The sequence below is a fragment of the Deinococcus deserti VCD115 genome, assembly GCF_000020685.1.
GTDB classification, from domain to species: domain Bacteria; phylum Deinococcota; class Deinococci; order Deinococcales; family Deinococcaceae; genus Deinococcus; species Deinococcus deserti.
Genome location: NC_012526.1, coordinates 1,646,118 through 1,665,992 on the forward strand (window position 1 = coordinate 1,646,118; position 19,875 = coordinate 1,665,992).

The 19,875-nt window shown below is 62.9% G+C and carries 19 protein-coding genes; 13 read left to right on the plus strand and 6 right to left on the minus strand.

Annotation, left to right across the window (positions count from 1 at the left end; all coding sequences use genetic code 11):
* Positions 1–264: 264 nt before the first annotated feature.
* On the plus strand, positions 265–750 hold the full coding sequence (locus tag DEIDE_RS07825) for a ferritin-like domain-containing protein (RefSeq protein ID WP_242402888.1): 486 nt from the start codon (positions 265–267) through the stop codon (positions 748–750).
* Between the two features lie 130 nt (positions 751–880).
* Here DEIDE_RS07825 and DEIDE_RS07830 read toward each other — a convergent pair whose 3' ends face one another.
* From DEIDE_RS07830 to DEIDE_RS19520, 5 genes are all read right to left on the minus strand, one after another.
* Positions 881–2,197: an ammonium transporter gene (locus DEIDE_RS07830; protein WP_012693413.1), complete on the minus strand. Its 1,317-nt coding sequence runs from the start codon at positions 2,195–2,197 to the stop codon at positions 881–883.
* Positions 2,194–2,574, minus strand: a complete 381-nt coding sequence (locus tag DEIDE_RS07835; RefSeq protein ID WP_012693414.1) for a P-II family nitrogen regulator — start codon at positions 2,572–2,574, stop codon at positions 2,194–2,196. Before DEIDE_RS07835 ends, DEIDE_RS07830 begins: the two co-directional genes overlap by 4 nt.
* Before the next feature lie 515 nt (positions 2,575–3,089).
* Positions 3,090–4,622: a B12-binding domain-containing radical SAM protein gene (locus DEIDE_RS07840; protein WP_012693415.1), complete on the minus strand. Its 1,533-nt coding sequence runs from the start codon at positions 4,620–4,622 to the stop codon at positions 3,090–3,092.
* 123 nt (positions 4,623–4,745) lie between these two features.
* On the minus strand, positions 4,746–5,504 hold the full coding sequence (locus DEIDE_RS07845) for a class I SAM-dependent methyltransferase (protein WP_012693416.1): 759 nt from the start codon (positions 5,502–5,504) through the stop codon (positions 4,746–4,748).
* Positions 5,501–5,902, minus strand: a complete 402-nt coding sequence (locus DEIDE_RS19520; RefSeq protein ID WP_012693417.1) for a hypothetical protein — start codon at positions 5,900–5,902, stop codon at positions 5,501–5,503. Before DEIDE_RS19520 ends, DEIDE_RS07845 begins: the two co-directional genes overlap by 4 nt.
* 58 nt (positions 5,903–5,960) lie before the next feature.
* Between DEIDE_RS19520 and DEIDE_RS07855 the strand changes: the two genes are divergently transcribed.
* Genes DEIDE_RS07855 through nadA form a run of 3 tightly spaced genes read left to right on the plus strand, consistent with a single transcriptional unit; the run spans position 5,961 to position 9,383 of the window.
* Positions 5,961–7,502, plus strand: coding sequence for an L-aspartate oxidase (locus DEIDE_RS07855; protein WP_012693418.1), 1,542 nt, complete (start codon positions 5,961–5,963; stop codon positions 7,500–7,502).
* A 31-nt stretch (positions 7,503–7,533) separates the two neighbouring features.
* A complete protein-coding gene (gene nadC / locus DEIDE_RS07860; protein ID WP_012693419.1) occupies positions 7,534–8,385 on the plus strand; it encodes a carboxylating nicotinate-nucleotide diphosphorylase in 852 nt (283 codons plus the stop codon).
* The gene (gene nadA, locus DEIDE_RS07865; protein WP_012693420.1) at positions 8,382–9,383 is read left to right on the plus strand and encodes a quinolinate synthase NadA; all 1,002 of its coding nucleotides are present in this window, start codon (positions 8,382–8,384) and stop codon (positions 9,381–9,383) included. The genes nadC and nadA overlap by 4 nt, the downstream gene beginning before the upstream one ends.
* Before the next feature lie 56 nt (positions 9,384–9,439).
* On the opposite strand, the gene icd is transcribed toward nadA, so the two are convergent.
* Entirely contained in the window at positions 9,440–10,690 is a 1,251-nt protein-coding gene (icd, locus tag DEIDE_RS07870; RefSeq protein WP_012693421.1) for an NADP-dependent isocitrate dehydrogenase, read from the minus strand.
* A gap of 236 nt (positions 10,691–10,926) precedes the next feature.
* On the opposite strand from icd, the gene DEIDE_RS07875 reads away from it, so the two are divergent.
* The 9 genes from DEIDE_RS07875 to DEIDE_RS07915 all read left to right on the plus strand — a co-directional run bounded on the left by DEIDE_RS07875 (position 10,927) and on the right by DEIDE_RS07915 (position 19,858).
* On the plus strand, positions 10,927–11,160 hold the full coding sequence (locus tag DEIDE_RS07875) for a hypothetical protein (protein WP_162485421.1): 234 nt from the start codon (positions 10,927–10,929) through the stop codon (positions 11,158–11,160).
* Positions 11,161–11,241: 81 nt separating this feature from the next.
* Entirely contained in the window at positions 11,242–12,177 is a 936-nt protein-coding gene (locus tag DEIDE_RS07880; protein ID WP_041227177.1) for a carbohydrate ABC transporter permease, read from the plus strand.
* Entirely contained in the window at positions 12,170–13,111 is a 942-nt protein-coding gene (locus tag DEIDE_RS07885; protein WP_012693424.1) for a carbohydrate ABC transporter permease, read from the plus strand. Before DEIDE_RS07880 ends, DEIDE_RS07885 begins: the two co-directional genes overlap by 8 nt.
* Positions 13,111–13,518, plus strand: coding sequence for an NUDIX hydrolase (locus tag DEIDE_RS07890; protein ID WP_012693425.1), 408 nt, complete (start codon positions 13,111–13,113; stop codon positions 13,516–13,518). Before DEIDE_RS07885 ends, DEIDE_RS07890 begins: the two co-directional genes overlap by 1 nt.
* Positions 13,515–14,888 (plus strand): FAD-dependent oxidoreductase, encoded by a 1,374-nt coding sequence (locus DEIDE_RS07895; RefSeq protein WP_012693426.1) that lies wholly within the window; start codon positions 13,515–13,517, stop codon positions 14,886–14,888. The genes DEIDE_RS07890 and DEIDE_RS07895 overlap by 4 nt, the downstream gene beginning before the upstream one ends.
* Complete coding sequence (locus DEIDE_RS07900) at positions 14,885–15,655, plus strand: alpha/beta hydrolase family protein (protein ID WP_012693427.1); 771 nt, start codon at positions 14,885–14,887, stop codon at positions 15,653–15,655. The genes DEIDE_RS07895 and DEIDE_RS07900 overlap by 4 nt, the downstream gene beginning before the upstream one ends.
* 4 nt (positions 15,656–15,659) lie before the next feature.
* Positions 15,660–17,234, plus strand: a complete 1,575-nt coding sequence (locus DEIDE_RS07905) for a DUF4127 family protein (RefSeq protein ID WP_012693428.1) — start codon at positions 15,660–15,662, stop codon at positions 17,232–17,234.
* A 10-nt stretch (positions 17,235–17,244) separates the two neighbouring features.
* The gene (locus tag DEIDE_RS07910; RefSeq protein ID WP_012693429.1) at positions 17,245–18,159 is read left to right on the plus strand and encodes an ROK family protein; all 915 of its coding nucleotides are present in this window, start codon (positions 17,245–17,247) and stop codon (positions 18,157–18,159) included.
* Positions 18,160–18,280: 121 nt separating this feature from the next.
* On the plus strand, positions 18,281–19,858 hold the full coding sequence (locus tag DEIDE_RS07915) for an L-glutamate gamma-semialdehyde dehydrogenase (protein ID WP_012693430.1): 1,578 nt from the start codon (positions 18,281–18,283) through the stop codon (positions 19,856–19,858).
* Positions 19,859–19,875 lie beyond the last annotated feature (17 nt).

The window sequence follows — 19,875 nt, forward strand, 5'->3', positions numbered from 1 at the left end:
CGGCTCCATGCTGTACCAAAGGCACCTCAGCTCGTCTGGGATGGCCTTTTTAGAGCACCAAGACGTCGTGACAACATGCAACGCTGCCCCCTTCCGGTTCAAAGGCGCTCCTGAAGGAACGACTCGACCACGCAGTCAGGTTCAGATCAGCTCATGAAGCCCGGCCTAAAGCTTCACCTTCATTTTCTTGACCAAGGTGACAGGCTGCACAGAGAGATTCACATAGACAATGCGCGGTGAGGTGAATGGAATATGCAGATGCAAATGCGAGATCTGACCGACCTTTACGTCCTCAAGCTCCAGGAGATCTACAGCGCCGAACAGCAGGGCCTCCAGGCCATGCAGCAGGGCTGCGACATGGTGCAGACGTCAGAGCTGAAACAGGGCCTGACCATGCATATCGAACAGACGCAGCAGCAGATTCAGCGCCTGGAACAACTGCTCCAGAAAATGGGAGCGCAACCAGCCAGCGACACCAACCTCGCCATGAAGGGCCTGGTCCAGGAATTGCAGCGGCTGATGCAGCAGGACGCGTCTCCTGAAGTGCTGGAAGCCGGCCTGATTGCCTGCCAGCAGGCCATGGAGCACTATGAGATTGCTGGCTACGGCACAGCGCGCACCTACGCACAGCTTCTTGGAGACGACGAAGCCGTTCAGATGCTGGAACGGACACTCGACGAAGAGAAAATGACCGACGAGAAGCTCAGCATGATCGCTCAGCAGATCAATGTTCAGGCGATGAACGCCTGATCTGTTCAGAACATTTGTTCAGAAACATAGCAGCCATTCCGCTGTGTACGTTCGAGCAGCGGTGGGCCGCACCATAAGCAATAACAGAAGGACGTGATCCCAAGCAACGGTCACGTCCTTCCTGGTTGATTCAGTCCCCCGCGATAAACACCGGAGCTCCCAGAGGACTCTCGGTTTCGTAACCCTCCTCCTGATGAGAGGACAGGTCCACGCCGCCTATTTCCTCTTTCTCTGTCATCCGTAGTGGCATGACGAGACCAACAATCTTCAGGCTCAGGAAGGTCCCGCCGGCTGCGAGTGCGGCTGCACCAAGGATGCCGATCATCTGCACGATGACCTGATGGGGGTTACCAGCTATCAGGCCGTTCCCGAGGGGGTTGACCAGGGGCGTCGCGAGGATCCCGGTCAGCAACGTACCGACAATGCCGGCCACCCCATGACAGGCGAAAACGTCCAGAGCGTCATCAGGGAACAGCCGGTGCTTATTGGCCACCAGGAAATACGACACGGTGCTCGCAACTGCGCCGATCAGCAAAGCAGCGCCGGGAGTGACAAAGCCGCAGCCCGGCGTGATAGCGACCAGACCGACGACAGCCCCTGTTGCGGCGCCCACAGCTGTAGGTTTACCCGTCCGCACAGTTTCCCACAGCATCCACACCAGAAGAGCGGCAGCAGCAGCGGCGTTGGTATTCAGCAGAGAAATCGCAGCAATCCCGTTGGCCGCCAGCGCACTCCCGGCATTGAACCCCAGCCAGCCAAACCAGAGCAGACCCGTACCGAGCAGCACCAGGGGCACATTGTGCGGAATACTCACGTACCGGGGAAAACCGAAACGTGGTCCAAGCACCAGCGCGGCAACCAGTCCGCTCACGCCGCTGGCAACCTCGACAACGGTGCCGCCGGCAAAATCCAGCAGTCCGAGTTTAAAGAGCCATCCATCTGTGCTCCAGACCCAGTGGGCAAGAGGCGCATAGACCACGAGAACCCAGATGGTGCCGAACAAGACAAATGCAGGAAAGCGCATGCGCTCAACCACACTTCCACTGACGACTGCGAGAGTAATGACTGCAAAAAGAAGCTGGAAAATAACGAACAGGGGCGTAGGCAGCGTACCTGTCACTCCGCTTAAAGTCCCCGCCAGACCGGCTTGCGAGAGCCCGCCGATCAGGGCGTTGCCCCCTGGGCCAAAGGCCAGGCTGTAACCCACAGCGATCCAGGCGACCGCTGCGATGCCCATGGCCGCGAAGCTCATCATCATGGTATTGAGGACGCTGCTGGCCCGGACCAGACCGCCATAAAAGATTGCCAGGCCAGGAGCCATCAACATTACCAGTGCCGCGGCAACCAGCATAAAAGCAGTGTCACCCGTATCGATCCGTGCCGTCTGCCCCCCTGTCTGCGCAAAAGCAGATCCGGACAGAAAAACGGCGAGCCACCATCGACTCATTGTCCACCTTCTGGATTCAAGCGTGTCTCGTTCACAGGAGTCAGGGCCGCGTGCCCTTCCTCGGCGGTCCGAATGCGCACTACCCGCTCCAGCGGTTGCACGAAAATCTTGCCGTCCCCGACTTCTCCAGTGCGTGCGCCCCGCACAATGGCGTCGACAGCCAGCTGAACGAAGGGTTCAGAAACAGCCATCCGGAACTCCACCTTGTCCCGGAACTCGACCATAACGCGTGTGCCCCGGTAGTGCTCAACAATTTCCTGTTCTCCACCATGACCGGACACCCGGCTGAGTGTGATCCCACTGATACCCGCCTGAAACAGGGCTTCTTTCACCTGTTGCACCCGTTCAGGACGGACCACCGCTGTCACCAATTTCATGGATCGACGCTAGCACTTTGTCAACCCCAAATGATGCATTTGTACAATAGTTTAGACACAGAATGCACTTCTTACTCGAAAAGCTAAGAAATTCTTCCAAAGATCCGTCATTTGTACCTAATTTTGCTGATGACCGTCAAACGTATCTGAAGATGACTACATCGTTCCATCTGCACGGCGCACCCAAAGGTGAGAGGAGCAGGCGGCACTGCAAAGTGCTTCTTGTCCTGCCTTTCGCAACAACACCCCTCGCGGTTCGCTTTGTGTGCCCTCAGAGACTCAGCCAATGATTCATTCCGTCATGGCTGAAATTTCCACACGACGGCCAACACACTCTTTTTGAGGACAAAAGAAATCAGGATGACGAGGCCGAACCTCGTCATCCTGAACATTCTCAAAGGGTGCTCTCTACACCACTCTCAAAGCAGCTGGCCTCCTCGACACCCGACCACCCTGCTCTTCTACCTGTTGCGTGGAATGAACCGTGTCATGCAGCGATTCATCTGGAACTTTTATCAGACGGCGAGTCCCTGTGCGTGGGCACTGACATCGCCGCTCTCATACTGCCCAGGGGGCAGATCGATGGCTGGAGTATTGCTCTCGAACTCATCGCTCCAGCCCACTTCCTCCAGAGCCTTCTTCCAGGCGCCGATGCTCTCGTTCCGGTAGATCTGGTACGCCGCCATGCCAACCTCAGGGCCACCACGTGCGATCACGCTTTCCACCCAGGCCCATTTGGCAGATACGTTGCGCAGTTCAGCAGTGGTCCGCAGTTCCTTCTGAATGCGCTTGAGGCGCTTTTCAATGGTCTGCACGCCGGCGAAAGGGTCAGCGAAGTGGGGCGTGTGCCGCTTGGGGACAAACGGGCTGATGCCCAGGGCAATCCGGTTGATGCCTGCCAGTTCCTTGGTAAAGGAAATCAGCTCTGTAATGTCGTCGTCGTTCTCTGGACCCAGACCGATCATCATGTACACCTTCAGACCGCTGAAATTCAGGTCCCGGCTGATCTGTGCCGTCTTGAGCAGGTCCTCGGTCGTAATGCCTTTCTTGAGCCACCGGCGCAGGCGCTCGCTGGGGGCATCGCTGGCCACCGTGAAGGTGCGCAGGCCACCGGCCTTGAGAATTTCGGCCAGTTCCGCATCGACGGTATCGGCACGAATGGAACTGACGCCCAGCTTGACGCCGCGGTCGGTCAGGGTGCGGCCCACAAACTTGGTATGCGGGAAATCACTCAGGGCCGCGCCGACCAGCCCGACCTTCTCTGCCCAGTCGGGAATGACATCCAGCAGTTCCTGAGCCTGGTTGTTGCGGTTCGGGCCGTACATGGTCCGGGCCAGGCAGAAGGTACAGGGACGCGGGCAACCGCGCTGCGCTTCAACCAGGAACATGTTGCTCAGCTCACTGTGCGGCGTGACGATCTGGCTGTAGGCCGGCAGGAGCTCCTTGGGCGCCGTGGCCCACTTGGGCTCGTGGGTATGCCGGGAGGGCAGGAAAATACCGGGCATGCCATCCACGAGGTCGTAGAAGTCCTCCCGGGTCTGCGACTCCCGCAGCGCCTCGCTGATCACCGGAACAATCTGCTCACCGTCACCGATGATGATCACGTCGGCAAAGGGGGTCAGCGGGTAGGGGTTGGAACTGGTGAAAGGCCCACCGATCATAACCACCGGATCGCTGTCATCGCGCTCTTCACGCAGAGGGCGCATGCCCGCCACAGCCAGGGTGCGGATGATGTTGGTCAGGTCCAGCTCGAAGCTGACGCTCAGGGCGAACAGTTCACAGTCTCCCGCGTCACGCCCGGATTCCACGGTAGGCAGGGCCTGTCCGGTCCGTTCGAAAGCCTCGACATCGTCCGGAAGAAAAGCGCGTTCGCAGGCGACCCCTTCTTCCTGGTTGAACATGCGGTAGATCACCTGATAGCCCAGCGAGGCCATGCCTACGCTGTAGCGGTTGGGAAACGCGAGCGTGACGCGAATAGGAGCCTGCTTGAACAGGGTGCCTGTTTCCGCGTCGAGCATCGGTTTAAGTTCATTGCGCCAGTACGACAAAAGTCCTCCGGAGTGCGCGGAAGACCTCAGGAGTGGTTCAGGAGGTCTGGCGCGTCACAGCCGATTATTGTACCGTTTTTTGTTGCCTCAACTGAAGCGCGGCTCACTTCGGCCGCCGCAGTCTCAATCCAGGCGGCCCAGAAAGGCGTGGGTGCGGTACGTCAGCGTGACCAGACCTTCGTGCTCGTGGGCATCGAACGCACGGTCAAGGTCCTGATACAGCGCCACAGAGCGCGGGTCTCCAGGGGCCGGCAGGTAGCTCACACTGCCGGCCAGGGCACGCAGCCGCTCACGGGACGCTTCAAGCGGGTTATCGAAGATCCGGTGTTCCCATCCTCCCGGCATAAAACGGGGCAACTCTGACTCGGGCACCCGGGTCGCCAGCTCCGGAGTTCCAGCGTCCTGGTGGCTTGCTACCACAGCACCATACGCACGGTTAAACGGAGCATCGACACCACGCCAGTCGTTCCAGACAAACAGCACCCGGCCCTCCGGGCGAAGGATCCGCCGGAGCTCACGTAAGGTCGCTTCAGGCTCAAACCAGTGAGCAGCTTGAGCGGCAGTGACCAGCCTGACTGAGCTGACCGCCAGTCCGGTCGTTTCGGAGGTGCCGGCCTGTACAGCAAGCTGTCCGGACTGGATATGCGTCTCCAACCCGGCTGGAAGCTGCGCACGCATCTCGGGGTTGGGCTCCACCGCGATTACCTGGGCACCGTGGGCCAGCAACAGGCGAGTAAACAGGCCTGTACCTGCGCCCAGGTCTGCCACGAGTCCAGCCAGGAGGTTCTGCGATGCCAGCCACTCGCCCAGCGCGTCCGGGTAGCCGGGCCGGGCGGCGGCATACACGTCTGCACGGCCGAGAAAACGGTCAGGGTTGCTCAAGTGTCACTCCGGGCTGGCGCCCCCGATGAAGTTTCCCGATCAGGCGAAGTGGCATCTCCTGGCGTGGCAGAAACCACCAGCTGCCGCGTCAGCGCTGGATTCCTGTCCTGCGGGGTCACGGGGCTGCCCAGTTCCAGGTCCCGGGCCCCGGCCGTTCCGAAGGGGCGCGCCGCCGGAGCAGGAGGGCCGCTGGGACGCCACGCACTGGCCACAAAAAACACCAGCCCACCCAGTACCGTGGCCATCACCAGAAACCACAGCAGACGCCAGAGCACGGTCGAGGCACCGACGATAAAGGCGCCCAGTCCAGAAAGCAGCTGCCCGGCCAGCCACACGGCCGCCAGAGCCGTGACCGCCAGCAGCACCACGCCCGCCAGGGCAATCAGGACGCGCGTCATGGACGCAGTCTACCAGTCTGCCCGGACACGGCCGAATGCTTGCCGTACCCTGCTGAACGTGAAGGTTGTGGACACGGAACTCCTGGTAATTGGCGGCGGCGTGGCCGGTGCGTATGCGGCCCTGACCGCCCGCACCTTCGGAGCAGATGTCGTGCTGGCCTGCAAGACACCGTTGACGGGCGGCTCGACGCGCTGGGCGCAGGGGGGTATTGCGGCGCCCGCCGGGCCAGGAGATGAAGCAGCACACGGGGAGGACACCCTGCGCGCCGGGCGGGGCCTGTGCGAGCCGGAAACAGTGGCCCGCTTTGTGGCCGAGGCCCGCGCGCACGTCGAGACGCTGCGCGATCTGGGTGTGGCCTTCTCCCCTATCCATACCCTGGAAGGGGGGCACAGCTGCCCCCGTATCCGCCACACCGGTGACGCCACCGGCCATGCCATCAGCGAGGCTCTGGCCCGCGCACTGGAAGCCACCCAGGGGGCTGGGCTCCGCCTGCTGGAAGGGGCTTTTGCCAGCAACCTGCGGCTGCACGCCGGCCAGGTGGTGGGCGCCGACCTGATCACGCCGCAGGGACCTGTGCACGTGCGTGCCGGAGCGGTCCTGCTGGCGACCGGAGGCTTCGGGCAGCTGTTTCCCGTCACCACCGCTCCTCCTGAAGGCACCGGAGATGGCTTGGCGCTGGCCTACCGGGCCGGGGCGGCGCTGCGCGACCTGGAATTCGTGCAGTTTCATCCGACTGCAGTAGTGATAGGGGGCAAGGCACATCTGGTGACGGAAGCCGCGCGCGGAGAAGGAGGCGTGTTGCGCAATGCCCATGGTGAGCGCTTCATGACCCGTTACGATCCGCAACTGGAACTTGCCCCCCGCGACACGGTCGCCCGGGCCATCGCCGCAGAAATTTCCCGGACTGGCCGGGTTGACCTGGACCTGCGCCACCTGGGAGAAGCCTTTGTGCACGCGCGTTTTCCAACCGTCAGCCAAACGCTTGCTGGCCTGGGCCTGAATATGGGGCGCGATCTTATTGCGGTGCAGCCTGCGGTGCACTACACGATGGGCGGCGTACAGACTGACACTTACGGCCGCACGACCATTCCTGGGCTCTACGCTGCGGGCGAGGTGGCCTCTTCCGGACTGCACGGCGCCAACCGGCTGGCCAGCAACAGCCTTTCGGAGGGTCTGGTGTTCGGAGCGCGGGCAGCGCGGGAAGCGCTGGCTGTAGGAAGCCTGCCGCTCCATGACGGGGAAGCTGTCCCAGCTCCCGGCGCGGACACGGCGGGTTTACCCGCCCTCCGTGCCCGGGTTGCTGGTGCGGCCGGTCTCCTTCGCAGTGGAGCCGGGTTGCGTGCGGTGCTGGATGCTCAGCCCCTCCCAGCCAGTCCCACCTTGTCCCGCGCAGCGCTGGAAGCTGCAAACCTCGAGCTGCTGGCCGGACTGCTGATCCGCGCCGCCCTGTCGCGCGAGGAGTCAAGAGGGGGTCATGCCCGGCAGGACTTTCCATGTGAGGCGCCCCAGGCCGTTCATACAGTCCAGACATACGAAGGCACGGTAGCCACACTTACGGCTGTTCCAGTACGGCAGAGCGTGCTAAGGTTCAGCGCGTGATTTCTCTCACAATACGATCTTGGAGACTGTCGTGCTGAGCCTTGATGACCGGCTCCGTGCCGCGCTGGCTGAGGATATCGGGCGTGGTGACGCGACCACTCTGGCCACCATTCCGGCGTCGCAGACAGCCCGGGCAGAGGTCCTGATGAAAGAAAGCGGGGTACTCAGTGGCCTGGACGTCGCCGCGCGGGTGTTTACTCTGATGGACCCGAGGCTGACCGTCCGGTGGAGTGCCGTGGACGGCGAGCAACGCGAGCGGGGCCCGATTGGCGTGATTGAAGGTCCGGCCCGCAGCCTGCTGAGCGCCGAGCGTCTCGCCCTGAACCTGCTGCAGCGGCTGTCCGGCGTGGCCACGCAGACGCGGCGCCACGTGGACGCCCTGGGCTCCGGTCATACGCAACTGCTCGACACCCGCAAAACCACACCTCTGTGGCGTGATCTGGAAAAGCAGGCCGTACGCCATGGTGGGGGGCTGAACCACCGCGCCGGTCTGGACGACGGCATCCTGATCAAGGACAACCATGTGGCGGCGGCCGGGGGCGTGACCGAGGCGATCTGCCGTGCGCGCACTCACGCCTACCTGCTGAAGGTGGAATGTGAGGTCTCGGACCTAGCCGGTCTCCGTGAGGCCCTGCGCGCCGGGGCAGACCGGGTGCTGCTGGACAACATGAACGACGACCTGCTGGCCGAGGCGGTTGCCGTGCGCAATGAACTCGCTCCGCACGTCACCCTGGAAGCCAGCGGCAACATGACCCTGGAGCGTCTGCCGAAGGTCGCGACCAGCGGCGTGGACTACGTCAGCGTGGGGGCGCTGACGCATTCCGCTCCGGCGCTGGACATCAGCCTGAATTTTCTATCCTCCCGCACCGAGACCCAAGCATGACCGACCGTCCCGTCACTCCCGTCATCCCCCGCCCCCAGACGCCGCACCGTGATCTGCTGCAACTGGAGGTGCTGCCGGACGAGGCCCAGATGCGGGCTGACATCGAGCAGCTGCGCCAGGAGAAAAACGCTGTCATTCTGGCGCACAACTATCAGCGCCCGGAAGTCCAGGTCATCGCGGATTTTGTAGGTGACTCGCTGGGCCTGTCGCGGCAGGCTGCCCGGACAGACGCCGAAGTTATCGTGTTTGCCGGGGTGCACTTCATGGCCGAAACCGCAGCGATTCTCAACCCGCACAAAACCGTGCTGCTGCCTGACCTGCGCGCCGGCTGTTCGCTGGCCGATACCGTCACGGCGCAGGGCGTCCGCGACTGGAAGGCATCGAACCCAGGCGGTCTGGTCGTGACGTACGTGAATACCACAGCGGACGTCAAGGCCGAGTCGGATTACTGCTGCACCAGCGGCAACGCTGTGCAGGTCGTGCAGAGCCTGCCTCAGGACGTACCTGTCCTGTTTGCACCCGACCGCTTCCTGGCGGCCCATGTTATCCGCGAGACGGGGCGGGCCATGGACGTCTGGGACGGAGCGTGTCATGTTCACGAGGCCATCCGCCCCGAGGACGTGCAGAGCCAGCAGGCGGCTTACCCAGACGCCGAGCTGCTGATTCACCCGGAGTGCGGCTGCTCCAGCCGTATTCTGTCGGCCATTCCTGAACTGCAGCTGTATTCCACCGAGGGCATGATCCACCGGGCGCAGGCCAGCGCCGCGCAGGAATTCATCGTGGTCACTGAAACTGGCATGGTAACCCGCTTGCAGCACGACGTGCCCGGCAAGACCTTTATTCCGGTCAGCCGCACGGCCTGCTGCGAGTACATGAAGATGATCACGCTGGGCAACATCCTGGAGAGCCTGCAAAACCTTCAGCCGCGCGTGACGGTTCCTGAGGAGATCCGCACGCGGGCGCTGCTGCCCATCGAGCGCATGCTGGCGATTGGTTGAAGAAGGCAACAGGAAAGGGCGGAAGGAACTGACCTTCCGCCCTTTGACCTGCCGGATTACATCTGGTTGATCTTCTCGATGATGTGATCGGCGAACGCGCTGGTCTTGACTTCCTGCGCGCCCTCCATGGAACGGGCGAAGTCGTAGGTCACCGTCTTCTGCTGAATGGTCTGGTCCAGGCCCTTGAGGATCAGGTCAGCGGCCTCGGTCCAGCCCATGTAGCGCAGCATCATTTCGCCGCTCAGGATCACCGAGCTGGGGTTGATGACGTCCTTGCCGGCGTACTTGGGCGCAGTGCCGTGCGTGGCCTCGAAGATGGCGTGGCCAGTCACGTAGTTGATGTTGGCGCCCGGAGCGATACCGATCCCACCGACCTGTGCGGCCAGCGCGTCGCTGATGTAGTCGCCGTTGAGGTTCAGGGTGGCGATCACGTCATAGTCGGTGGGGCGCAGCAGGATCTGCTGCAGGAAGTTATCCGCGATCACGTCCTTGATCACGATGCCGTTGGGCAACTGCAGCCAGGGACCGCCGTCGAGCTCCACGCCGCCGAACTCGCGCTTGGCCAGTTCATAGCCCCAGTCGCGGAAGCCACCTTCGGTGAACTTCATGATGTTGCCCTTGTGAACCAGCGAAACGCTCTTGCGGCCGTTGTCGATGGCAAACTGAATCGCGGCGCGGACCAGACGCTCGGTACCTTCGCGGGACACCGGCTTGATGCCGAAGGAGCTCGTCTCCGGGAAGCGGATCTTGGTGACCTTCATTTCACGGGTCAGGAAGCCGCGCACCTTGTCGGCCTCGTCGGTGCCAGCGCGGTATTCGATGCCGGCGTAAATGTCTTCGGTGTTTTCACGGAAGATCACCATGTCGACGTCCTGGGGACGCTTGACAGGGCTGGGCACGCCGTCGAAGTACTGCACGGGACGCACGCAGGCGTACAGGTCCAGTTCCTGACGCAGGGCGACGTTGATGCTGCGGATGCCAGTGCCCACTGGGGTGGTCAGCGGGCCCTTGATCCCGAACAGGTACTCGTTGAACGCGTTGATGGTGCTCTGGGGCAGCCACTCGTTTTCACCGTAGACCTGCAGGCTCTTCTCGCCGGCATAGACTTCCATCCACTCGATCTTGCGCTCGTCGCCGTAGGCTTTCTGCACGGCAGCGTCAAACACCCGCACCGAGGCACGCCAGATATCCGGGCCGGTGCCGTCGCCTTCTACGAAGGGAATGATGGGGTGGTTGGGAACCACCAGTTTGCCGTTCTGCATCGAGATCTTCTCGCCCTGCGCGGGCACTTTGATGTACTTATCCATGACCTGACCACTTTACTCCCAGGGAACGGTCAGGTGGCTTTGTGTAGGTGTTACCCGAATGGTGTACACGCAGTCCAAAAATTTTGAGCTGTCTGTGAGCTCCATCGGTAAACCACCTTAAACATATGACCTGCAAACTTACAGGCGCTTGAATCCCCTGCTCATCTGCCCAGCCGTCGCAAGGAGCGATGTTAAAGGAGTCCCCTTTGGACAATTCAATCAGCAGGAGGTCCACTATGTCCGATAAGTCAACCGCGGAAAATATGCTCGATGCGGCCGCAGCCAAGGTAAATGAGACGGCAGACCGGGCCCGCGAGGCCGGGCACAATGTGGCCCATGCCGTGACCGGAGACGCACATCACAAGGCTGAAGCGCTGGAGGACCGGGGCAAGGCCGAGTTGCATAACCGCGAGGCAAATGCCGAGTTTCACGAAGGCAAACACGAAGCCACGGACGGTGACGGTCACTAAGTCCCGCCCATTGTGGTGAACCTCCCCTGAGCGGGAGGTTTTTTCATGCCAGAAGCGTGAACATTGCGTAAACTTGCGCGCATGACCACAACTCCCCGGCGTGTCTCACGCCGTGAACAGCAGCGTCAGGGCGGCACCGGTGCGAAGGTAACCATTCGCACAACCCTGATCGCCTATGCGTTCATGCTGCCGTTTCTGGCCCTGCTGGTGCTGTATCACACCTGGCCGGTGTTTTTCGGCACGTACCTGGCGTTTACGAAATACAACATCATCAGTCCGCCCCAGTGGGTAGGCCTGGAGAACTTCCAGACGCTGCTGAAAGACGAACAGTTCTGGTCGGGGCTGCGCAACAGCCTGAAATACATCCTGGTAGTGCCGGTGATTCAGATTCTGAGCATCCTTCTAGCACTGCTGGTCAACCGGCCGCTGAAAGGCATTGGGTTTTTCCGCACGGCCTACTACGTGCCGGTCGTCACCAGTTTCGCGGTGGTCGGACTGATCTGGACCTGGATGTACCAGCAGGGCGGGCCGGTCAACGCCGTTCTGATGACCCTGGGACTGATGAATGAGGACCGCAGCCTGCTGAACAACCCAGCCACTGCCCTGACAGCCGTGATGTTCGTGACGCTGTGGAAGGGAGTCGGGTACTACATGGTGCTGTACCTGGCTGGCCTGCAGAGTATTGCGCCGGAGCTGGAAGAAGCGGCCATGATCGACGGCGCCACCAGAATGCAGGTGTTCTGGAACATTACCCTGCCGGGGCTGCGGCCCACCATCCTGGTATGCAGCCTGCTCTCCACCATCAGTGCCATCAAGGTCTTTGAGGAAATTTACGTGATGACCCAGGGTGGTCCGGCGGGCAGCACCTACTCGGCGCTGTTCTTCACATATTCGCGGGCCTTCGTGGACTTCCAGTACGGTCTGGCCGCCGCCGCAGGGCTAATTATCGCCGTGATCAGCATTATTTTCGGGCTGATCAACTTCAAGCTCACCCGTGGAGGCAAGACCGATGCCTGAGATGACCGTCACCCAAGCATCCACCCACGAAAGCGCCATGCTGGAGCATGCGCGGGTCGCCGCAGCGCTCAAGGCGCGCCGGCAACGGAACACCCGGCTGACCAACGTGGTCGCCTACAGCGTCCTAATCGTGATCGCGCTGATTATGCTCTATCCGTTCTACTGGACGCTGATTACCTCGTTTGAACCCACCGGCAACATCTATGAGGCCAAGCTGCTGCCCAAAGGCTTCAGCCTGCGCAACTACGCCGAGATCTTCTCGGGCACGACCGTGCCGTTCTGGCGCCTGATCGTCAACAGTCTGGTGATCTGCACGCTTGGCGTCACACTGACCGTCACACTGGCCGCGCTGGCCGCCTACCCGCTGTCCAAGATGCACTTCCCCGGCCGGGATCTGATTTTCTACGCAATCCTGGTGCTGATGGTCCTGCCCAACGAGTCCGGGCTGATCGTCAACTACATCACGACCATCAAACTGGGGCTGCTGCAACAGACCAACCCGGTGGTGGACGCCATCCGCCAGTACATGGCGGTGGTGCTGCCGGGACTGGCCAGCATCGTGGGGCTGTTTCTCCTGCGGCAGGCCTACCTGAGCGTGCCGCAGGAACTGATCGAGGCCGCGCGTATTGACGGCGCCCCCGAACTGACCATCTGGAGGCGGGTGCTGCTGCCGCTGGCGCTGCCCACCATTGTGGCGTTCTCGATCCTCGAATTCGTCGCGTACTGGAACAGCTTTCTCTGGGCGCGCATCATGCTTCCCGACAAGAACATGATGCCGCTGTCGGCCGGGCTGCTGGAACTGTCGGGGACCTTTTCCACCAACAGCCGCGCGGTCATGGCCGGCGCGGTGATCACAATCATCCCGATCCTGATCGTATTCATGCTGGGCCAGAAGTACTTTATGAAGGGCCTGGAAGGCGCGGTCAAAGGCTGATGTTCCGCAGAAAACAGACGTTTTATGTCAACGCGCGGGCCATCATCGAGGGAGAGGCAAAAAAGCTGAGGTTCCCGGGCAGACACCCCAAAGCGTTCGACAGCATTCCCGGTGACCTGCGGCGCGAAGTCTACGAAGAGACCGGCCTGACGGTCACCCGCTTTCTGAGCCCCGTGAACGAAACGCGAGGCAGCACACCGGAAGGCGACGTCGGATGCCTGCACTCCTCTTTCGTGTATCAGACGCTTTGGGGCCGGATTGACGGCATCGGTTCTTTCCGCGTGCATGCCGAGCGGCACAAATGGATTGGTCTTCGCCAGCGTTTTGAGCAGCGACCGGATTACTTCAGCGGGCGCATGCATGAAACGATGACACATGACTCGCGCCTCCAGGAAGTCAGGATATGAGTCTTCCCTACCGAACGCTGGAACGCAGATGGGACGTCATCGTGGCTGGGGGCGGCACGGCAGGAGCGGTGGCTGGCATCGCTGCGGCCCGGACCGGCGCGCGTGTGCTGGTGGTCGAAGCGCAGGGCAGCCTGGGCGGCACCGGCACGAATGCCTGGGTGACGCCACTGATGCGCAATGTGTCCGGGGGACAGAACCTGAACCGCGGTCTGACCGAGGAGATCAAAGCCCGTCTGCGCGAGAGGGGTGACGGAGCCATTGATCCGGGCGGCAACGACAACTGGTTCAATCCCGAAGGCCTGAAATTCGTACTGGACGACCTGTTGCATGAGGCGGGGGCGGAAGTCCTGTTTCATACCCAGGTGGTGGCGCCGCTGCTGGACAAGGAACAGATCACCTCTCTGGTGGTGCACAACAAGGGAGGGCTGCAGGCCCTGAACGCCAGTGTGTTTATAGACGCCACCGGAGACGCGGACATAGCGGCTGGTGCCGGTGTCCCCTGCCACGGGGGTGACGAGCAGGGCCTGCATCAGGCCATGAGTCTGCGTTTCACGCTGGCCGGTGTGGACACGGCGCGCCTGTGCGCCTTTCTGAAAGCCCATGGACAGCCTCAGGCCTCGGCTGAGTTCCTGCACTTCTGGATGGTGTGGGACCGTAACTCCAGTCTCGAACCCCTGTTCCGCCGGGCTGTGGAGCAGGGCGTGCTGCTGGAGCGCGACGGGGACTACTTCCAGGCCTTCAGCGTGCCGGGCCGCCCCGGTGAGCTGTCGTTCAACTGCCCACGCATCCGCCCGGATCTGCACGACGGCACTGACCCATGGCAGCTCAGCGAGGCCCAGGTGGACGGGCGACAGGCCATCACCCGCCTGACCGCTTTTTGCCAGGTCTTTCTTCCAGGGTGCGAAGACGCCTTTGTCGGTGTGGTCGCCCCAATGGTCGGCGTGCGCGAGACAAGACGTATTCAGGGTGACTACACCCTGAGCGTGACGGACATCCTGGACTGCGCCAGGTTCGAGGACTCGATCTGTCGCAACCACTATCCGGTGGACATTCACAGCGTCAAGGGAGGCGCAAAACTGCTGCACGAGCGTGAAGGGCAGGCCCCATACTTTGCTCCCGACGCCTGGCATGAGATTCCATACCGCTGCATCGTGCCTCAGGGCGTGCAGAACCTGCTGGTGCCGGGGCGCGCTGCAAGCAGCACTTTCGAGGCACAGTCCAGCATCCGGGTGCAGCAGAACTGCCACAGCATGGGCGAGGCGGCGGGCATAGCGGCGGCCTGGGCGGCATACGATCACCACGGCCGGGTGCGCGACGTGAATGTCCGCGTTCTGCAGGACGAAATACGCCGGCGCGGTGGTGTGGTGTGACGCGCATCTTCAATCCGGCCGATCCGCACGCCACACCCATGGTCAACGGCGTACCCTACCGGATCGTCCGCCGCGTGCTTGGAGGGGTGCCGTGCCTGCTGGAGTTGCCGCCGGAAGGCGGTCCAGTCCGGGCGGTGTGTCTGGTGTTCCACGGGGCCTGGGCCGCCAAGGAAGGCAAACTGGGCGTGTACTCGATGCTGGCGGCACAGGGCGTCGCGGTCGTCATCCCGGACGCGCCGCTGCACGGTGAACGTGAGGCGGACACCCCGGCTGGCCTGAACGCCCGCGAATACGTATGGGAGAGCGTGAGGCGCAGTGTGGCCGAAGTCCCGGCCTTGCTGCAGGCCCTGGACGATACCTTCGGTGTTCTGCCGCTGTGGGTCACAGGCAGCAGCATGGGCGGATACGTCACCCTGGCTCTTCTTCAGTCACAGTCCCGTGTGCAGCGGGCCGCCGCGCTGATCACCTCGGGGGTGTGGCATGAGCCTCAGGTGCGTACTCCAGAACTTCATGCCTTTCTGGATCAGTACCGGCCCCTGACCAATGCCGGAGCCTGTTCGCCGACGCCACTGCTGCTGGCCAGTGGGGAGGTGGACCCGGCCTTTCCACTGGACCGTCACCATGTGCCCACCGCCGACGCCATGCGCAGGGCCTACGCCGCAGCTGGAGCCCCCACCCACTTTCAGGAAGCCGTCTTCCCCGGCGTGGGCCACTACACCAGTCAGCGCATGAGGGACCTGACCGTGCGCTTCCTGCTGGCAGAATGACGCGGTGACGGATCAGCGCGCCGACCACCCCTCTGACACACCTCATATTCTTCTGGTGCCGCCTGACACCCGGCCTCCAACTCTGGATCTGCCGGCAGGATTGGGGCGCATGGTCGGCGCACGGGTCAACGTGCCTCCCGCTGAGGCCCTGCCGAACTTCTTTTCTCCTGGAGACACCACGGCCCTGCACAGGTGGGTGCTTCAGCAGGCACCGAGGGCAGATGCGCTGGTCATCTGCCTGGAAACTCTCTGCCTGGGCGGCATGATTCCGGCCCGGCGGGTACCTGACACCCTGGACGCGGCCATGGAACGGCTGGAGACGCTTCGGGAGATCAAACGGCTGAACGCTGGATTACGCATCTACGCTTTCGGCGTGGTTGTGCGGGTGGCCCACGACAACGATCCGCACGAGGAAAAGCCCTACTACGGCGAATGGGGCCGCGAACTGCGCGCCTACAGCACGGCGTTTGACCGTCATGCGCGGCACGGCGAGCCTGAACGTGCGGCCCTGGTGCAGGCACGCGCTGCGGTCCCGTCCGATGTCCTTGAAGACTGGCTGGCAACCCGGGAGCGTAACCGCGCCCTGCATCTGGCGGCCATGGACCTGCTGCACGCAGGGGTTCTGGAGCATCTGTGCCTGACGCTCGACGACACCAGTGAATACGGTCTGGCCGCGTTCGATCGCCGCCTGCTCGAAGCGCGCGCCGACGAACTGATGCTGTGGGAACGCTTCGATACCTACCCTGGTGCCGACGAGGTGCCCTGCGCCCTGATGACACGTGCCCTACGGCATGGGCGCCCGCCGGCACAGGCCTGGGTCCGATACAGCGGGACCCTGGGGGCTGCCACCGGAATGATCTACGAGGACCGGCCCGCGGGCGAACTGGTACAGGCCCACCTGCGGGCTGCGGGGTGCGTTCTGGCCGAAAGCCCTCAGGAGGCTGACTTCGTGCTGGCTGTCAATACGCCGGGACGGCGGCAGGCCAACCTGCAGCCGGACCTGGCCACGGTGGATACACCCGACCGACATCTTCCAGCTTTTGTAGATGAGCTGAGGTCAGACCTGCACAAAGGGCGCCCGGTGAGCCTGGCCGACATTGCCTATCCCAACGGCGCTGAGCGCCGGCTGTGGACCCTGCTTCACGGGGCGCCGCTGTCACAGCTGGCCGGGTACAGTGCGTGGAATACGGCCGGGAACACCCTGGGCTCAGCGGTCGCCTTCGGAGCGCTGGCTCCACTGGTTCAGGACCGCGCCGCACAGATAGAAATGGTCTTCACCCGCATGGTGGACGACTCGCTGTATCAGGCCTGGACCCGCCCCGAAGTCCGCGCGGCGCTATCCTCTCCCAGTCCCTTTGATCTGGGCGGGCAGCGGGCTGAAGCGGAAGCTGCCCTGCAGCGCATCATCACACCCCGTATCCATGCTCTCTGGAACACCCACTTTGCTGGCACAGGTCTGTCGCTGCACCTGGGTGAAGCCCACCTGGCCTGGCCACGGCTGTTCACCGGGGTCTTCCCTCTGCGCGTTGCGCACGCATCCGGTCCACTCTCCCCTGCGGCAACCGCAGGCGAGCAGTAACAATAAGCTCATGAATTCCGGTGACGCTTTCCCATCTCCACTGCTGGCCCTGGACATCGGCGGCACTTCCATTCGTGCAGCGCTGGTTCAGGGCAGCCAGGTCCTGGAACGGCAGGAATCCGCCACGCCCAAACCAGCCACACCGGACGCCGTCATAGCCGCAGCCCTGGAGCTGGCGCTGCCTCTGTCCAGCCACGCACGAGCGGTCGGCGTGGCCTGCGCTGGAGCCGTGGCCCGTGGTCGCGTGACGGCCACTGCGGCCCATACCTTTCCAGGCTGGACCGACATTCCCCTGGCTGATGAGCTGGCCCGGAAGCTCGGGCTCCCCTGCGCCGCCCTCAACGACGCCCGGGCCGCCGCCTGGGGCGAGTACGTGGCTGGAGCAGGCCAGGGCAGCACCGAGTTCATGTTTGTCACAGTCAGTACGGGGGTGGGAGCCGGGCTGATTCTGGGCGGGCAGCTCCATCTGGCAGCAAACGGACTGGACGCCGAGATCGGCTTTGTGAGTGTGCCTGCCCAGTGGGGGCCCGGCGTCAACATTCCGCCGCTGGGACATCTTGGTCCCCTCGAATTTGAAACCAGCGGTACAGCACTCGGCGCGCGGGCACAGGTGTTGGGATTTTCCAGCGCCCGGGCCCTGTGTGACGCCGCCGAAGCAGGAGATCCCCGTGCCGAGGCCGAATACCAGCGTTCAGCCGCTCTCCTGGCCTGGAAACTCGCGGATGTGGCCGCTCTGCTGGGAATTACCCGGGTTGCACTGGGTGGCAGCGTAGGTCTGCGCTCCGGCTACCTGGACCGGGTTCGCGCCAGCCTGAGCCACTTTCCGGAGCGGTATCAGCCGGAAGTGGTGCATGCCCGGCAGGGGGCGGACGCCGGGCTCCTGGGCGCAGCGCTGTGGGCCGGACAGACAGGCTTGCAATTGTAAAGTGAAGACCAGATCCCGCCCTGTTGCCGCCACCTGTTTGAGGGAACTTTTGATCGTCTGACAGCGTGTTTACGCCGCTGTCGCGGGCGTGTTAGCCTCCCCATACCTGTAAGGAGGCAACATGACCAGCACGCTGATGGAGGGCTTCCTCCCGTTCGAACACGAGCCGTACTTCGCCTTTGGAGACGCGGCCGTGGCACAGCAGCAACGCGACGCTTACCGCCGCGTGCGTGAGCAGTACGTCGGGCAGTCCTTTCCGATGATTCTGAATGGAGAGCGCGTGAACGGCGCCGAGACCTTCGAGGTCCGCAATCCCGCCGATACCCGTGAGGTCGTCTGGCGCTTTCCAAAGGCGACTCCTGCCCAGCTGGAGCAGGCCATCGAGGGGGCCAGGGCCGCCTTCGATGAGTGGCGCTTCAGTGAACCGTTCCAGCGCGCCAGCATTTTCAAGCGCGCGGCCGAATTGATGCGCAGGCGCCGCATGGAGTTCAACGCCGTGATGGGTCTGGAAAACGGCAAGAACTGGGCCGAGGCCGACGGAGAAATCGCCGAATGCGTGGATCACTTTGAGGTCTTCGCCCGAGAAGCGCTGCGCTGGGGCCAGGGCAAGCCGGTCTACCCCATGCCCGACGAGCACGTCACCATGGTCTACGAGCCCATCGGTGTGGTCGCGGTCATCAGCCCCTGGAACTTTCCGGCGGCCATTCCCCTGGGCATGGCGCTTGGTGCCATCGCCGCAGGCAACACGGTGGTCTGGAAACCGGCCAGCGAGACCCCACTGAGCAGCCTGCTGCTGGTCGAACTTCTCTTCGAGGCCGGGCTGCCACGCGGAGTGATCCAGTTCATCACCGGCACCGACGACGTGCTGGGCGACCCGCTGGTGGACCACAAGGACATCCGCATGATCGCCTTTACCGGCAGCAAGGAAATCGGCTGCCGCATCATGGAGCGCGCCGCCAAGGTGCAGCCCGGCCAGCGCTGGCTCAAGCGCGTCATGGCTGAAATGGGCGGCAAGGACCCCACAGTGGTGTGCGCCGACGCCGATCTGGACGCAGCCGCAGCCGGCATTGTGCAGGCCGCGTTCGGGTACGCCGGACAGAAGTGCAGTGCCTGCAGCCGCGTGATTGCAGAAGACAGCGTCTATGACGAGCTGCTCGAGCGGGTCGTGCAGCTGGCCAAAGACCTCAAGGTCGGCTCGCCTGAGGACAACGCGGTGCTTGGCCCGGTTATTCACGAGGGCAGCGCCCAGCGCATCATGGGATATATCGAACGCGGTCAGCAGAGCGCACGTCTGGTCCTGGGCGGCGGGCGGGCGGGCTGTGGAGACCGTGAAGGCGGCTACGTGCAGCCCACGATTTTCGCGGATGTGGACCCCAAGGATCCCCTGTTTCAGGAGGAGATTTTCGGGCCCGTCCTGGCCTTTACCCGGGCCACTGACTGGCACCACGCCATCGAGCTGGCCAACGACTCCGAGTACGGCCTGACCGCCGCCTTCTACAGCCGCGATCCGCGCAAGATCGACGAGGCCCGCCGCCGCATTCAGGTTGGCAACCTCTACATCAACCGTAAGTGCACGGGCGCGCTGTCGGGCACGCATGCCTTCGGGGGCTACGGCATGAGCGGCACCAACGCCAAGGTCGGCGGCCCGGACTACCTGTTCTGGTTCCTGCAGACCAAGACCATCGCACAGAAGTACTGACCCGACGCCCTCACATC

Coding starts and splice junctions, on each gene's coding strand:
- DEIDE_RS07825 (WP_242402888.1), top strand. CDS start 265: ATGCGAGATCTGACCGACCTTTACGTCCTCAAGCTCCAGGAGATCTAC.
- DEIDE_RS07830 (WP_012693413.1), bottom strand. CDS start 2,197: ATGAGTCGATGGTGGCTCGCCGTTTTTCTGTCCGGATCTGCTTTTGCG.
- DEIDE_RS07835 (WP_012693414.1), bottom strand. CDS start 2,574: ATGAAATTGGTGACAGCGGTGGTCCGTCCTGAACGGGTGCAACAGGTG.
- DEIDE_RS19520 (WP_012693417.1), bottom strand. CDS start 5,902: ATGACGCGCGTCCTGATTGCCCTGGCGGGCGTGGTGCTGCTGGCGGTC.
- nadA (WP_012693420.1), top strand. CDS start 8,382: ATGACCGACCGTCCCGTCACTCCCGTCATCCCCCGCCCCCAGACGCCG.
- icd (WP_012693421.1), bottom strand. CDS start 10,690: ATGGATAAGTACATCAAAGTGCCCGCGCAGGGCGAGAAGATCTCGATG.
- DEIDE_RS07875 (WP_162485421.1), top strand. CDS start 10,927: ATGTCCGATAAGTCAACCGCGGAAAATATGCTCGATGCGGCCGCAGCC.
- DEIDE_RS07880 (WP_041227177.1), top strand. CDS start 11,242: ATGACCACAACTCCCCGGCGTGTCTCACGCCGTGAACAGCAGCGTCAG.
- DEIDE_RS07885 (WP_012693424.1), top strand. CDS start 12,170: ATGCCTGAGATGACCGTCACCCAAGCATCCACCCACGAAAGCGCCATG.
- DEIDE_RS07890 (WP_012693425.1), top strand. CDS start 13,111: ATGTTCCGCAGAAAACAGACGTTTTATGTCAACGCGCGGGCCATCATC.
- DEIDE_RS07895 (WP_012693426.1), top strand. CDS start 13,515: ATGAGTCTTCCCTACCGAACGCTGGAACGCAGATGGGACGTCATCGTG.
- DEIDE_RS07910 (WP_012693429.1), top strand. CDS start 17,245: ATGAATTCCGGTGACGCTTTCCCATCTCCACTGCTGGCCCTGGACATC.
- DEIDE_RS07915 (WP_012693430.1), top strand. CDS start 18,281: ATGACCAGCACGCTGATGGAGGGCTTCCTCCCGTTCGAACACGAGCCG.